At 60.3% G+C, this 14,525-nt stretch carries 14 protein-coding genes and 1 tRNA gene; 8 read left to right on the plus strand and 7 right to left on the minus strand.

What is annotated here, in order from left to right:
- Positions 1–473: 473 nt before the first annotated feature.
- From ACW55A_RS15140 to ACW55A_RS15155, 4 genes are all read right to left on the minus strand, one after another.
- A tRNA-Phe gene (locus ACW55A_RS15140) sits at positions 474–549 on the minus strand.
- 101 nt (positions 550–650) lie between these two features.
- Positions 651–923, minus strand: a complete 273-nt coding sequence (locus tag ACW55A_RS15145; RefSeq protein WP_002555777.1) for an oxidative damage protection protein — start codon at positions 921–923, stop codon at positions 651–653.
- Entirely contained in the window at positions 920–1,987 is a 1,068-nt protein-coding gene (gene mutY, locus ACW55A_RS15150) for an A/G-specific adenine glycosylase (RefSeq protein ID WP_455808557.1), read from the minus strand. Before mutY ends, ACW55A_RS15145 begins: the two co-directional genes overlap by 4 nt.
- Before the next feature lie 93 nt (positions 1,988–2,080).
- Complete coding sequence (locus ACW55A_RS15155; protein WP_455808558.1) at positions 2,081–4,306, minus strand: AsmA family protein; 2,226 nt, start codon at positions 4,304–4,306, stop codon at positions 2,081–2,083.
- Between the two features lie 497 nt (positions 4,307–4,803).
- Here ACW55A_RS15155 and ACW55A_RS15160 point away from each other — a divergent pair, with 497 nt between their 5' ends.
- The 8 genes from ACW55A_RS15160 to ACW55A_RS15195 all read left to right on the plus strand — a co-directional run bounded on the left by ACW55A_RS15160 (position 4,804) and on the right by ACW55A_RS15195 (position 12,027).
- Entirely contained in the window at positions 4,804–6,465 is a 1,662-nt protein-coding gene (locus ACW55A_RS15160) for an OFA family MFS transporter (protein ID WP_032609691.1), read from the plus strand.
- A gap of 216 nt (positions 6,466–6,681) precedes the next feature.
- Positions 6,682–7,881 (plus strand): amino acid aminotransferase, encoded by a 1,200-nt coding sequence (locus ACW55A_RS15165; RefSeq protein ID WP_003434710.1) that lies wholly within the window; start codon positions 6,682–6,684, stop codon positions 7,879–7,881.
- A 93-nt stretch (positions 7,882–7,974) separates the two neighbouring features.
- Complete coding sequence (hisB, locus tag ACW55A_RS15170) at positions 7,975–8,568, plus strand: imidazoleglycerol-phosphate dehydratase HisB (RefSeq protein ID WP_002551454.1); 594 nt, start codon at positions 7,975–7,977, stop codon at positions 8,566–8,568.
- A complete protein-coding gene (gene hisH, locus ACW55A_RS15175) occupies positions 8,568–9,206 on the plus strand; it encodes an imidazole glycerol phosphate synthase subunit HisH (RefSeq protein WP_003434704.1) in 639 nt (212 codons plus the stop codon). The genes hisB and hisH overlap by 1 nt, the downstream gene beginning before the upstream one ends.
- 4 nt (positions 9,207–9,210) lie before the next feature.
- The gene (locus ACW55A_RS15180) at positions 9,211–9,471 is read left to right on the plus strand and encodes a DUF2164 domain-containing protein (protein ID WP_003342219.1); all 261 of its coding nucleotides are present in this window, start codon (positions 9,211–9,213) and stop codon (positions 9,469–9,471) included.
- 87 nt (positions 9,472–9,558) lie between these two features.
- The gene (gene hisA / locus ACW55A_RS15185) at positions 9,559–10,296 is read left to right on the plus strand and encodes a 1-(5-phosphoribosyl)-5-[(5-phosphoribosylamino)methylideneamino]imidazole-4-carboxamide isomerase (RefSeq protein WP_003372206.1); all 738 of its coding nucleotides are present in this window, start codon (positions 9,559–9,561) and stop codon (positions 10,294–10,296) included.
- A gap of 19 nt (positions 10,297–10,315) precedes the next feature.
- A complete protein-coding gene (hisF, locus tag ACW55A_RS15190) occupies positions 10,316–11,086 on the plus strand; it encodes an imidazole glycerol phosphate synthase subunit HisF (RefSeq protein WP_498811413.1) in 771 nt (256 codons plus the stop codon).
- Between the two features lie 185 nt (positions 11,087–11,271).
- Entirely contained in the window at positions 11,272–12,027 is a 756-nt protein-coding gene (locus tag ACW55A_RS15195) for a substrate-binding periplasmic protein (protein ID WP_003372204.1), read from the plus strand.
- A gap of 109 nt (positions 12,028–12,136) precedes the next feature.
- On the opposite strand, the gene ACW55A_RS15200 is transcribed toward ACW55A_RS15195, so the two are convergent.
- The 3 genes from ACW55A_RS15200 to ACW55A_RS15210 form a co-directional block, all read right to left on the minus strand.
- A complete protein-coding gene (locus ACW55A_RS15200) occupies positions 12,137–12,265 on the minus strand; it encodes a hypothetical protein (protein ID WP_498811414.1) in 129 nt (42 codons plus the stop codon).
- Positions 12,266–12,384: 119 nt separating this feature from the next.
- Entirely contained in the window at positions 12,385–13,167 is a 783-nt protein-coding gene (locus ACW55A_RS15205; protein WP_003434694.1) for a divergent polysaccharide deacetylase family protein, read from the minus strand.
- Positions 13,168–13,170: 3 nt separating this feature from the next.
- Entirely contained in the window at positions 13,171–14,508 is a 1,338-nt protein-coding gene (locus ACW55A_RS15210; RefSeq protein ID WP_455808559.1) for a S41 family peptidase, read from the minus strand.
- Positions 14,509–14,525 lie beyond the last annotated feature (17 nt).

Below are 14,525 nucleotides of genomic sequence, written 5' to 3' on the forward strand. Positions count from 1 at the left end.
TAGAGGCGATCCAGGCAATGCTCGCGAAAAACGACTTTGGAGGAGTCTCTTGCCAGGACATGAACAAGATCCTCAAGTTGCTGCTTGCTCCACAAGGGCTGCCTGTTTTTCAGGCTACCTATAATCCTTATAGGTGACACCATAGTAGGGTGTCGTCCTTGCGTCGTAAATAATGATTATTTTCCGCTTGAGGCGTCGCGCTTGGAGCCTTTGGAATTAGCGGGTTTTGGTTTGCCGAGGCTTGGCTACCTTGTCACGCGCCGCGAAATGCGGGCAAGCGAATAAGCCGGATGGCGGCCGACGTGCGGCGCAGGAAGAGTCGACACGTGCATTAGTCTGATTCTACTGGTCTCTTCTGCGCGCGCAGGGTGCAGACACGTCTGTCATTCAAAAAACCAGACAACAAAAAGCCCGCACGAGGCGGGCTTCTTGTGTGTTTTCAGGTGTGCTTGGCATCACCTGAAAACGAAAGGTGGTGCCCAGAGACGGAATCGAACCGCCGACACGGGGATTTTCAATCCCCTGCTCTACCGACTGAGCTATCTGGGCAACGGGGCGCATTAGACGTGTTTTTCAGGAGGTCGTCAAGCGTGTTTTTTAAAAAATTTGAATTATTACCGACGCTTACGACCTTCACTGCGTGAAACGCTTTATTTTTCGGGGGGAACGTAGCCTTCGGCCTGGGCGTATTCTTCGCCGGAGAGAAACTTGTCCATCTCGGTCTGGAGGAATTTACGGTCTTCGGCGTTCATCATGTTCAGGCGACGCTCGTTGATCAGCAGGGTCTGGTGTTTCTGCCAGTCGGCCCAGGCTTTCTGCGAGACGTGGTTGAAGATGTCCTCGCCCTTGGCGCCCGGATACGGGGCGCGTTCCAGGCCGGGCAGTTCTTCTTTGTATTTGCGGCACATTACGGTGCGGGTCATGACGACTCTCCTGCGTTCAATACGTCGGCTGCGCGTTTGAGCAGCTTTTTCACCGGGGCGGCAAGGCCCAGGCGTGGCGGGGTGGCGAGGTTATACCAGAGCCAGTCGGCCTCGGCCACGTGATCGGTGGACTCCTGGACCTTGACCAGCCAGGGTTCGATGCTCAACTGGAAGTGGCTGAAAGTGTGGATCAGCCCCGGCAGTTCATGGTGCTCGCCCAGTTGCAGCGCGTGTTGGGTGGCCAGGTGCTGAAGGTCATCGAAGTCATCCAGTTCCGGCAGGCTCCACAGACCGCCCCACAAGCCGCTGGAAGGGCGACGATAAAGCAGGATCGCGCCGTCTTCGTTGGCGAGCATCGGCATGAGTGTGCGTTTCTGCGGCACGGTCTTGCGCGGCTTGGGGATCGGGTAGCGCGTTTCCAGGCCTAGCATGTGCGCCTCACAACTGCGCTCCAGCGGGCAGAGCAGGCAGCTCGGTTTGCTGCGGGTGCAGAGTGTGGCCCCCAGGTCCATCATCGCCTGGGTGTAGTTGTTGACCCGGCGGCGCGGCGTGAAGCGTTCAGCGGTGGCCCACAGCTGCTTGGCCACCTTCGGTTCGCCAGGGTAGCCCTCTTGCGCGGTGAAACGCGCCAGCACGCGTTTGACGTTGCCATCGAGGATCGGCGCGCGAATGCCCATGCTCAGGCTGGCAATCGCGCCAGCGGTGGACAGGCCGATGCCGGGCAGCAGAATGAGTTTTTCGACATCGCGGGGAAACTCGCCGCCATGGTCGGCGACCACGATTTTTGCCGTTTTCTGCAGGTTGCGGGCGCGGGTGTAGTAACCCAGCCCGGTCCACAGGTGCAGCACTTCGTCCTCGGGCGCGTCGGCCAGCGCCTGCACGGTCGGCAGGGCCTCCATGAAGCGGTCGAAGTAATTCAGAACGGTGCTGACCTGGGTCTGCTGCAGCATGATTTCCGACACCCAGACCCGGTACGGCGTGATGTCTTGTTGCCAGGGCAGGTCATGTCGGCCATGACGGTCGTACCAGTCCAGCACGGCGCTGGAGAATTGTTCGGGTTGCATGGCCTGGAGGGCTCTCGTCTGGATATGAGTGGTGATATGAACGGTCGTGCCAGCGGAGCGCCGCGAGGGCGCTCCTGAGCAGTTCACGTTGCCCTAGCGCTTGAACAGTCCCTTGAGGGCGTCCTTGAGCTCGGGGCTGACCTTGTCACCGAGTTTGTCGTTCAGCTTGTCCTCGAGCTTCTCGCTGATCCGGTCGCCCGCCAGTTTCGCAGCGATCTGGCCGACACCTTCCTTGTCCAGACGGCAAGCCTTGGCGCCCAGTTCCAGCGGGCCGCGGCACTGCACCGGCCACTCGATGCCGACAAAGCGCGGATTGATCTCGCAGGCCGGGTCCGGCATATCGCTCTTGTCGCCTTCGACGATGATGCCGACGCGGTAATTCATGCCCAGTACGCGCAGGTCGACGTCGCCGTTACCGTTGACGGCCATGCCCGGCGTACGAACCTTGAGGTCCGGATTGCTGGCCACGCCGTTGCGTACCACCAGATTGCCGTTGAGCTGCTGGAAAGGGGTGTCCTTGGCGCGCGGTTCGCCGCTAAGCGTCTTGCGGTTGAGGATCGAAATACCCTTGCACAGCTGCTGCTCCAGGTTGGCATTGACCAGTACGCCGTTATTGAGCGCAAAACTGGCGGTGCCGTTCAGGCTGTCGATCAGGGCTTTTTCGCTGTTGCCTGTGCCGGTCAGGTTGCTGTCGAGGTTCAGCAGGCCACGCACTGGCGGCGTCTGGCCCTGGCTTTCCAGAATGCGTTCGACCGGTACTTTGGCAATGCGCGTCTGCACCGTGGCCACAGGCGTGTCCGGACGCGCATCCAGATTGCCCTTGACCTCGAAGTTGCCGTTGTACAGGTCGCCACTCAGCGTATCGACCTTGATAAGGCCACCGTTGGCCTGGGTCTTGAACGCTGCGTTGTCGATGGGCAGTTTGTTCAGGGTCAGTTTGCCGAAGCTCAGGTCAGCCTCGACATCCAGCGTACGCAAGCGCTCCAGCGGCAGCAGCCTGGCAGTGCTCCAGGCGGCCTTGGTCGGTTGTTCGGGCAGCGGTGAATCACCCGCAGCAGCGGCGGCTTCACCGGACTGAACCTCGGATTTGCGCGCGGCCTTGGCACCTTTGCTTTCTTCGCTCTCAGCCGGACGATAGCGGTCGGCGTCGAAGGTATCGCCCTTGAGCTTGACACGCAGCGCCTGTTTGGCGAAGTCGTCCACGGCGATGCGACCCGTGAAGGTGCTGTCGTCGACTTTCAGGTTTAGGTTTTCCAGCGCAATGCTGGTAGGCGTACCCGCCAGGCGCGTGACCATTTCAACCTTGCTCAGCGCACCCTCGGACATGGCTGGCAACGGCTGACCGATGTTCTCGAAGAACGCGCGCAGATCGAGCTGGGCAATGGACAGGCCGCCGCTGATCTGTGGCGTTTTGTCCAGATCGCGGGCACGCAGTTCGCCGAGTGCACGCAACTGGTTGGCCGAGACTTTGAGGCTGTTCCATTCAGCGATATTGGCGGCCAGGTCAACGAGCAACTGGCCCTGCGCCGAAAAGGTCACGGTCTTGCCTTGCAGCGGCTCGCCGGCGACTTCACCGGACAGGCGCATGTCTTCGAATTGATAACGCTTGAGCACGCGGTCCATGCGCAGCTCGCCGACCAGCTCGGTCTTGGCGCGCACGACGGGCTGGTTGGTGCTTAGAAAGGCCGTCAGTTTGATCGGGATATCGGACGCTTCACGAATCGGCCCGGTACTCAGCTGAATGCTCTCGGCCATGAAGGTCCTGCCTTTTCGGGCATCGCTGTAATCCACGCGGGCGTTGTTGACGGTCAGGCTGTCGATATCCAGGCGGATCGGCTGGGAAGGGCGATCCGTTTTGGGCGCGTCCGGAGCCGGGGCAGGTGTTGTCTCGCCAGATGTTTCAGTGCTTGCCACGGCAGGCTTGCCGATGTCTTCCCAGTTGCCATGACCGTTTTCATCGCGGTGCAGGGTCAGGTTCAGGCCTTCGACGCGAATGTCGCTCATCTGTACCTGGCGACGAAGCAATGGCAGGACGCGTACGGACAGGCCGAGCATCTGCACATCGGCGAACGGCTGATCGGGAGCGGTCAGGGTGGCGACATGGGCGTCGTGCAATTCCAGGCCGAGCCAGGGAAACAGGCTCCAGCCGATATCGCCGTTGAGCGTCAGCTCGACGTTGGCCTTGTCGCGTGCCAGCTGGCGAATCTCGTCTTTGTAGTCGTTGGGATCAAACAGGTGGGTCAGGGCGAAGCCGAGAGCCACGATGATCAGCAACAACCCGAGAATAAACAGCCCCAGGATTTTGCCGAACGCTTTCATGGGCGAGTCCTTGTGTCGATGTTCAAAAATAGCCCACGAGTATACCGCTCTGACGAGCCTGTCGGGCTGCGGATACCGTTATTGCTGTCCGGCCTCCGGTTCAAGACGCTGGCACCGTGCGCCACTACGCCTGAGAGCAGATGAAAAATGTGCGTCGCCTCGTCTCGATATATCTTCCGAATCTTCGCGCACCGGCCGAATAGCCACACAGGTGCGCGCCCAACTAAGCCCAAAGCAGCTTTTCGATAATGCTTAATTGGTTGCATCTATGGCTCGATAGAGCACGTGGATTAACGTGTGAAAATAGATAATAAAAAGCATGTAGCGAGATGCTTATTTGCCATCAGACAGTGATAGTCTCCGTTTTTGCTGGCTAGGGTGCGTCTTTTTGTCACGTATCCGGATAACCTGCCGATAAAACAGACATGGCCGCTCGGCACTGAGTCTGTGGCGGACCAGCGGACCATCTGCGAGCTTCACACATTGGGGTAATTATAATGAGCACAAGCACAGCCTTGGGCGGCGCAGCCGTTCAACCTGCGTTCTTGTCCAAAGAGCGCATTATCGCCAAGCCAGGTTTCAACCGTTGGCTTGTTCCACCTGCAGCACTGGCCATCCATCTTTGTATCGGTATGGCTTACGGCTTCTCGGTATTCTGGTTGCCGCTGTCGAAGGCTATCGGTGTTACGGCACCTGTCGCTTGCGCACCGGACATGGGTTTTTTCGCGCAGATGTTCGCGTCGACCTGTGACTGGCAGATCTCCATGCTGGGCTGGATCTACACGCTGTTTTTCATCTTCCTGGGTTGCTCGGCTGCCATTTGGGGTGGCTGGCTGGAGCACGCAGGTCCACGCAAGGCGGGTGTGGTTTCGGCACTTTGCTGGTGTGGTGGCTTGCTGATTTCCGCACTGGGCATTTATACGCACCAGATCTGGCTGATGTGGCTGGGGTCGGGCGTGATCGGCGGTATCGGTCTGGGGTTGGGCTATATCTCCCCGGTGTCGACCCTGATCAAGTGGTTCCCGGACAAGCGCGGCATGGCGACCGGCATGGCGATCATGGGCTTTGGCGGCGGCGCGATGGTGGGTGCACCGCTGGCTACGGCTCTGATGGGTCACTTCGCTTCGGCTGAAAGCGTGGGCGTATGGCAGAGCTTCGTGGTGATGGCGGTGATTTACTTCATCTTCATGATCGGCGGTGCACTGGGCTACCGCGTTCCGCCAACTGGCTGGAAGCCTGAGGGCTGGACTGCTCCGGCTGCCAAGGCCAAGAACTCGATGATCACCAACCGTCACGTGCACGTCAGCGTGGCCTGGAAGACACCGCAGTTCCGTCTGGTCTGGCTGGTGCTGTGCCTGAACGTATCGGCCGGTATCGGCATCCTGGGCATGGCTTCGCCGCTGCTGCAGGAAGTCTTCGCTGGCAAACTGCTGGGCGTCGACCTGACCTTCAGCCAGCTCAATGCTGACCAACTGAAAGCCATTGCTGCGATCGCGGCCGGCTTCACGGGTCTGTTGAGTCTGTTCAACATCGGCGGTCGTTTCTTCTGGGCTTCGTGCTCGGACTTCATCGGTCGCAAGGCAACCTACTTCGTATTCTTCGCACTGGGCTTCCTGCTTTATGCGTCGGTTCCGACCCTGAGCCATATGGGTAGCATCGCGCTGTTCGTGGCCGCGTTCTGCATCGTGCTGTCGATGTACGGTGGCGGTTTTGCCACAGTTCCGGCTTATCTGGCTGACCTGTTCGGTACGCAGATGGTCGGCGCGATCCACGGTCGTCTGCTGACTGCCTGGGCTGCGGCCGGTGTGCTCGGCCCGGTATTGGTCAACTACCTGCGTGAGTACCAACTCGCCCACGGTGTTGCACGTGCCGATGCCTATGACATCACCTTGTACATCCTCTCGGGTCTGCTGGTGCTGGGCTTTATCTGCAACCTGCTGATTCGTCCGGTTGCCGACAAGTACTTCATGACCGACGCCGAGCTGGCGGCTGAACAAGCCATCGGTCACGACAAGGGTGCCAACGCCACGACTTCGCTGGAGTGGAAAGCATCCGCAGGCAGCAAGCCGCTGGTCATCGCCGCCTGGCTGGCCGTAGGCATCCCGCTGGCGTGGGGCGTCTGGATTACCCTGCAAAAAACCGCAGTGCTGTTCCACTAAAAGCCTGCCGGTAACAGAAAAGCGCTTGCACCTCGGTGCAGGCGCTTTTTTTTGCCTGGGTTTTTGGTGCGCTGCGCTTTTGATCATCGCGTCCGGATTTTATTCGTCGCGATAGTCATATTCAGTTGACCCTATGTACTCGATGCACTGCCCGTTCCGGTGCATACGCTGCTACATTAGTCAGCCCTGATTTTATTGCCTGAAGGAGTTGTTTGCATGCTAGCCCACGTGGAGTCATACGCCGGTGATCCGATCCTTTCGCTGATGGAGACCTTTGGCAAGGACTCGCGTGCGGACAAGGTCAATCTGAGCATCGGTCTGTATTACGACGCACAGGGCCGCATTCCGCAATTGGCCTGTGTAGCAACGGCGCAACAACAACTGGCCGAAGGCGAGCAGGCAGCGTCCGTGTACCTGCCGATGGAAGGCCTGGCGGCGTATCGGCAGGCGGTGCAAACCCTGTTGTTCGGTGCCGATCACCCGCTGGTTCAGGCAGGCCGTGTGGCCACCATTCAAACCGTGGGCGGCTCGGGGGCACTCAAGATAGGTGCCGATTTCCTCAAGTATGCGTTTCCGGACTCGCAGGTCTGGGTCAGCGACCCGACCTGGGAAAACCATAACGCGCTGTTCGGCGGGGCGGGCTTCAAGGTCAACGCGTACCCGTACTTCGATGCCCAGACGGGTGGCGTGAGGTTCGAGGCCATGCTCGACACGGTGCAGGGGCTGCCGGCGCAGAGCATCCTCCTGCTGCACCCGTGCTGCCATAACCCGACCGGTGCCGATCTGACGGTGGCGCAATGGGACCGCCTGATCGAAGTGATCAAGGATCGTCAGCTCATTGCGTTCCTGGATATCGCCTATCAGGGTTTCGGCAAAGGCATGGACGAAGACGCCTATGCCATCCGGGCGATGGCCAACGCAGGTATCACAACGCTGGTCAGTAACTCGTTCTCGAAAATCTTCTCGCTGTATGGCGAGCGGGTAGGCGGGCTGTCGGTGGTCTGTGAAGACGCGGCCTCCGCTGCCAACGTATTCGGCCAGCTCAAGGCGACCGTGCGCCGCAACTACTCCAGCCCGCCTGCACATGGCGCGTTTCTGGTGTCGAAAGTGCTCAACACACCGCACTTGCGCGAGCAGTGGCTGGGCGAAGTCGAGGCCATGCGCCTGCGTATCATCGACATGCGCACGCGTCTGGTCGAGGTGCTGGCGCAGAAGGTCTCCGGCCACGATTTCAGCTTTATCCTCAGGCAGAACGGGATGTTCAGCTACACCGGTCTGACCCCGCAGCAAGTCGATGAACTGAAAGATGTTCACGGCATTTACATGCTGCGCAGTGGTCGGGTATGCATGGCCGGTTTGAATGAAGGGAATATCGACAAGGTATGTAACGCAATCGCGAGCCTCTTCGCCCGTTAAATACCCTGCTGGTCGTCTGTTTGCTTCATGGCGGGCGCTTCTGGGCCTATAATGCTCGCCTTTTTTTCGCCCAATGATTTTGCGGAGCTGGTGATGGCCGAACGTAAGGCGTACGTCGAGCGCAATACTCTGGAAACCCAGATCAAAGCCTCGATCAACCTGGATGGTACCGGAAAGGCCCGATTCGATATCGGCGTGCCTTTTCTTGAGCACATGCTCGACCAGATCGCCCGGCACGGGCTGATCGATCTGGACATCGAATGCAAGGGTGACCTGGCAATCGACGACCACCACACGGTGGAAGACGTCGGCATCACCGTGGGCCAGGCGTTCAGCCAGGCGATCGGCGACAAGAAGGGCATTCGTCGTTACGGCCACGCCTACGTGCCGCTCGACGAAGCGCTGTCGCGCGTGGTCATCGATTTCTCCGGGCGTCCGGGTCTGCAGATGCATGTGCCGTACACCCGCGCCACTGTAGGCGGCTTCGACGTGGACCTCTTTCAGGAGTTCTTCCAGGGCTTCGTTAACCACGCGAACGTGACGCTGCACATCGACAACCTGCGTGGCACCAACACTCACCACCAGATCGAGACCGTGTTCAAGGCTTTCGGTCGTGCGCTGCGCATGGCGGTCGAGCTGGATGAGCGTATGGCCGGACAGATGCCATCGACCAAGGGTGTGCTCTGATGCAGACAGTTGCGGTCATCGATTACGGCATGGGCAATCTGCACTCTGTCGCCAAGGCGCTGGAGCATGTGGGCGCAGGCCGTGTGCTGATTACCAGTGACGCCAAGGTGATTCGCGAAGCCGACCGCATCGTTTTTCCGGGTGTGGGCGCGATTCGCGACTGCATGGCCGAGATTCGCCGTCTGGGCTTTGATTCGCTGGTCAGGGAAGTCAGCCAGGACCGTCCGTTTCTGGGGATCTGCGTCGGTATGCAGGCGTTGCTCGACAGCAGCGAGGAGAACGGCGGTGTGGACTGCATCGGCATGTTTCCCGGCCAGGTAAAGTTTTTCGGCAAGGACCTGCACGAAGAGGGCGAGCACCTGAAAGTGCCGCACATGGGCTGGAACCAGGTCGCTCAGGCGGTGGATCACCCGCTGTGGCATGACATTCCTGATCAGGCGCGTTTCTACTTCGTGCACAGTTTCTATATCGATGCCGCCAATCAGCGTCAGGTGGTCGGACGTGGTCACTACGGCCTCGATTTCGCCGCTGCGCTGGCCGACGGTTCGCGTTTTGCGGTGCAATTCCACCCTGAAAAGAGCCACACCCACGGCCTGCAGTTGCTGCAGAACTTCGCCGCCTGGGATGGTCGCTGGTAAGCGCATGAGCAAAGCCAAGGGCAAGCCACCGATTCTGACCCTCTCGCCCGAGCACGAGCAACAGGCGATCGACAAGCTCAAGCGCCTGTTCGCAGAGCGCTTCGAGCTGGATCTGGGCTCGTTCGAAGTGGCTGAAGTCCTCGAGCTGTTCACGCGCGAGATTGCCCCGCACTACTACAATCGCGCCATTTTCGATGTTCAGCAGCAGCTCAAGGAGCGCTTCGAGAGCATCGAAAGTGACTTGTGGGCACTCGAAAAAAATTAGCTAGAAAGCAGCTGCACGCATCAAGCAGCAAGAATGGGTGAGTGCGCATCGTTGCAGCTTGCCGCTCTTTTTGACCAAGGAAAAAGCATGCTGATTATCCCCGCTATCGATCTCAAGGACGGCGCCTGCGTCCGTCTGCGTCAGGGCCGGATGGAAGATTCCACGGTGTTCTCCGATGACCCGGTGGCCATGGCCGCCAAGTGGGTCGAGGGTGGTTGCCGCCGTCTGCATCTGGTCGATCTGAACGGTGCGTTCGAAGGTCAGCCGGTCAATGGTGATGTGGTCACGGCCATCGCCCGACGCTACCCGAACCTGCCGATCCAGATCGGTGGTGGCATCCGTTCGCTGGAAACCATCGAGCATTACGTCAAGGCGGGCGTGAGCTACGTCATCATCGGCACCAAGGCCGTCAAAGAGCCCGAGTTCGTGGCCGAAGCCTGCCGTGCGTTCCCCGGCAAGGTGATTGTCGGTCTGGATGCCAAGGACGGTTTCGTCGCCACCGACGGCTGGGCTGAAGTCAGCTCGGTGCAGGTCATTGATCTGGCCAAGCGTTTCGAAGCCGATGGCGTGTCGGCCATTGTCTACACCGACATCGCCAAAGACGGCATGATGCAGGGCTGTAACATCCCGTTCACCGCGGCATTGGCGGCTGCCACGCGGATCCCGGTGATCGCCTCGGGTGGTATCCATAACCTGGGCGACATCCAGGCGCTGCTGAATGCGAAGGCTCCGGGCATCATCGGCGCGATCACCGGCCGTGCGATTTACGAAGGCACGCTGGATGTGGCCGAAGCTCAGGCGCTCTGCGACCGCGAACAACGCTGAACAGCTGGAGATTGACCCTGTGGCCCTAGCCAAACGCATCATCCCTTGCCTGGACGTCGACAACGGTCGAGTGGTCAAGGGCGTCAAGTTCGAGAACATCCGGGACGCAGGCGATCCGGTGGAAATCGCTCGTCGTTACGATGAGCAGGGCGCCGACGAAATCACCTTCCTCGACATCACCGCCAGCGTCGATGGCCGCGACACTACGCTGCATACCGTCGAGCGCATGGCCAGTCAGGTGTTCATCCCGCTGACCGTTGGTGGCGGCGTGCGCACCGTGCAGGACATCCGCAACCTGCTCAACGCCGGTGCCGACAAGGTCTCGATCAACACGGCCGCGGTGTTCAACCCCGAGTTCGTCGGTGAGGCCGCCGCGCGTTTCGGGTCGCAGTGCATCGTGGTTGCTATCGACGCCAAGAAGGTCTCCGGTCCGGGCGAAACCCCGCGCTGGGAAATCTTCACCCACGGCGGGCGCAAACCCACCGGGCTGGACGCGGTGCTCTGGGCGAAAAAGATGGAAGACCTGGGCGCTGGCGAGATCCTGCTGACCAGCATGGACCAGGACGGCATGAAAAACGGCTTCGACCTGGGCGTCACGCGCGCTATCAGCGATGCGCTGGGTATTCCGGTGATTGCTTCGGGTGGCGTCGGCAACCTCGAGCACCTGGCTGCCGGTGTCATCGAGGGCCACGCCAGCGCTGTGCTGGCGGCGAGTATCTTCCACTTTGGCGAATACACGGTCCTTGAAGCCAAGGCCTACATGGCCAGCCGCGGGATTGTCGTGCGCTGAGTCACGGCGCATGAAAGCGGGCGCCGCTTGTTTCAGGCCAAGGGTTTGAAACAGCCGGCGCTCGCTTTGTTTCAGCCCTGTGGCATTCGAATATTGCCTGTAAGCGACATCGCCGGACAGCGCGCTAGACAGTGCGCCGGGTTCACGGCACTCTGCATGCGTCGTTCACGATCGAGTGCCGGAACATGTTCAAACGCCTATTGCTTGCACTGATCGGGATCGGTGTCTTGTCGAGTGAAGGTGTCCGGGCCAGCGAGTCGACGCCTTATTCCATGGTGTTGCTGACCGAGAACTTTCCGCCGTTCAACATGGCGGTCGACGGCAAGAATTTCGCCCAGGAAAACAACATTGACGGTATCGCCGCCGAAGTGGTGCGCGAGATGTTCAAGCGCGCCAATATCGGCTACAGCATGACGCTGCGCTTTCCGTGGGACCGAGTCTACAAACTGGCCCTGGAAAAGCCCGGTTACGGCGTGTTTTCCACCACCCGCCTGCCCGAACGTGAAAACCTCTTCAAATGGGTCGGCCCGGTAGGTTCCTACGACTGGATCATGTTGGCGCGCGGCGACAGCCCGATCACCTTGACGTCGCTGGAGCAGGCCAGGGATTACCGCATCGGGGCCTACAAGGGCGATGCCATTGGCGAGCGCCTTAGAACCATGGGCTTGAACCCGATCCTGATGTTGCGTGACCGCGACAACGTGAAAAAACTCGCCAACGGCCAGATCGACCTGTGGGCGGTAGGCGATCCGGTTGGCCGCTATCTGGCGAAGCTGGAAGGCGTCACCGGCTTCAAGACAGCGCTGCGATTCAACAGCGCCGAACTTTACCTGGCGGTCAACAAGAGCACGCCTGACGAGGTCGTCAGACGCCTGCAAAAGGCCCTCGATCAGATGCGCGCTGAAGGCTGGGTCGATGCCGTCAAGGCGCGCTATCAGTAACCGCTCAGCCCGCTGCGGGCGCGTCAGGCGGGCTGTCGACGCTTCGGCTATCGATCAGCGTTGCCGTGCAGTTTGACCCTGACCTGCTGTTGATACGGCCGACGCCGTTTCAGTGGTCGCGCGAGCCGTCGGCGTTGAGCAGGGCTATCGAAGGTGCGAGAGTCATCAGCCCTTCGCCCCCGTCATCATGGTCGGTTTCATCATCAATCCCTGATAAATGTGTCTTGGCCTCCGTCATTGAGGCACCTTCCTTTAAGTCGGAATTGACACGTTCATCAAGGCTGAGACGCTGGTGGACACGGAAAGCAGATTTGCCGGACCTGGCGTATGGAAAGTGCTGACGTGGAAGAGGTGCGATCAGCGATAAATCCCATTCTTGCCATGCGCCGCACTCGCCTGATTGCCGCGTTCGCCGATCATGCTGCGCAGGTCGATCCATTCGACGCCTTGTGCCTTGAGGTTGGGCAGTTCGCGCTCCAGTACATCCAGCGTGACAGGGTAGGGGTGGCCGATAACCACGGCCGAGCCATATTTGCGGGCGATTTTTATCGCGGTCTGCAATTGGCGGGTGATGGCTTCTGCGGTGCGTTCGTCGTCCAGGAATACGTCACGCGAGACGCTGGCCAGCCCGATACGCTGCGCTTCGGCGGCGGCCACGGTTTTCGCGCTGGTGCGGCTGTCTACGAAAAACAGGTGACGACGCTGTAGCTCGGCCATCAGCCAGGTCATGGCGACCGGCTCGGCGGTCATCCGGCTGCCCATGTGGTTGTTGATACCGGCTGCATACGGCACCTTCAGCAGGGCAGCATTGAGACGGCTTTCCAGCTCAGGCAGTGGCAGTTCGGGGTGCCAGGCGTAAGGGCCGGTCGCGGGGTCCATGGGCATGTGCAGCATGACCGTTTTGCCTGCGCGATGGGCCTGGCGGGCAAACTCGGTGGCGTGCGGGGTGTCGGGCATGATCGCCAGAGTAACCGGGCCGGGAAGCGCCAGTGTGCGGCTGTCGCGCTGCGGATTCTGGCCCAGGTCGTCGATGATCAGGCTCAGGTAGGCCTTGGGCGGTTTGCCGCTGCTCTCTGCCGGCGCTGCATGGGCAGCGCCAGTGATCGAGAGGGTCAGCAGCAACAGAGCGAGAAAGCGCATCCGTCAATTGCCGCGGGTGATACTCAGCCCCTTCAGCAGGCTGAGCGCCTGGCTGAGCTGGAAGTCGTCATCCTGCGGACGCGCCTTGGCAGCTGCGCCACCCTTGACGGTCGGTTTGTCCGCGCCGCCGTTGCCATTGCCGAGGTGACCCAGCAGGTCGGCTTCCTTGTAGTTCTCGCCGTCTGCTTCGCTGGTGACCTTGGCCCGACGTACCACGATGTCCGGGTTGATGCCCTGGGCCTGGATCGAGCGGCCGTTCGGCGTGTAGTACAGCGCGGTGGTGATCTTCAGGGCGCGATCGTTGTTCAGCGGCAGAACGGTCTGCACCGAGCCTTTGCCGAAGGTGTCAGTGCCCATCAGGATGCCGCGTTTCTGGTCTTGCAGGGCGCCGGCAACGATTTCCGATGCCGAGGCGCTGCCGCCGTTGATCAGTACTACCAGAGGCACGCCTTCGCTGGCGTCTGCCGGGTCTGCCGAGAAGCGCAATTCGGAGTTGGCGATGCGGCCTTTGGTGTAGACGATCAGGCCCTTGGTGAGGAAGTGATCCGCCACCTGCACCGCCGATTGCAGCACGCCGCCGGGGTTGTTGCGCAGGTCGAGAATCAGGCCGCTCATCTTCTTGCCGTTGTCCTTGCGGAGTTTGGCCAGTGCCTTGCCGACTTCGTCACCAGTCTTGACCTGGAACTGGGTGATGCGGATGTAGCCGTAGCCATTTTCCAGCATCTGCGCCTTGACGCTCTTGACCTGAATGGTCGCCCGCGCCAGGGTCACGTCAAACGGCGTACCGCCATCGCGGACCAGCGTCAGGGTGATCTTTTCACCGATCTTGCCGCGCATCTTGTCGACCGCTTCCTGCATGTTCTGGCCCTGGGTTGGCGTACCGTTGATCTTCACGATCAGGTCGCCTGCTTCGATGCCAGCCTTGGAAGCCGGTGTGTCGTCGATGGGCGAAACCACCTTGACAAAACCGTCCTCGACGCCGACTTCGATGCCCAGCCCACCGAACTCGCCGCTGGTGCTTTCCTGCAGCTCCTGGAAATCTTCCGGGCCAAGATAGGCGGAGTGCGGATCAAGATTGCTGAGCATGCCCTTGATGGCGTTCTCCAGCAGGGTCTTGTCGTCGACCGGCTCCACGTAGGCCGCCTTGACCCGGTCCATGACCTCGGCAAAGGTGCGCAACTCGTCGAGCGGCAGCGGTGGCTTTGCGGTGGTATTGGTTTTGGCGGGCGAGACTGCTGCAGGCGTGGCTGGCGCGGTCTTTTCGGCAGCTTGCGCCAGCGGCGCGCCGATAACGATGGCAATTGCCAGGGCCAGCGAGGTGAGGCGGGACAAATGCAGCATGTCTAACGAACTCCTAC

Source organism: Plantibacter cousiniae (nom. nud.), assembly GCF_977070315.1.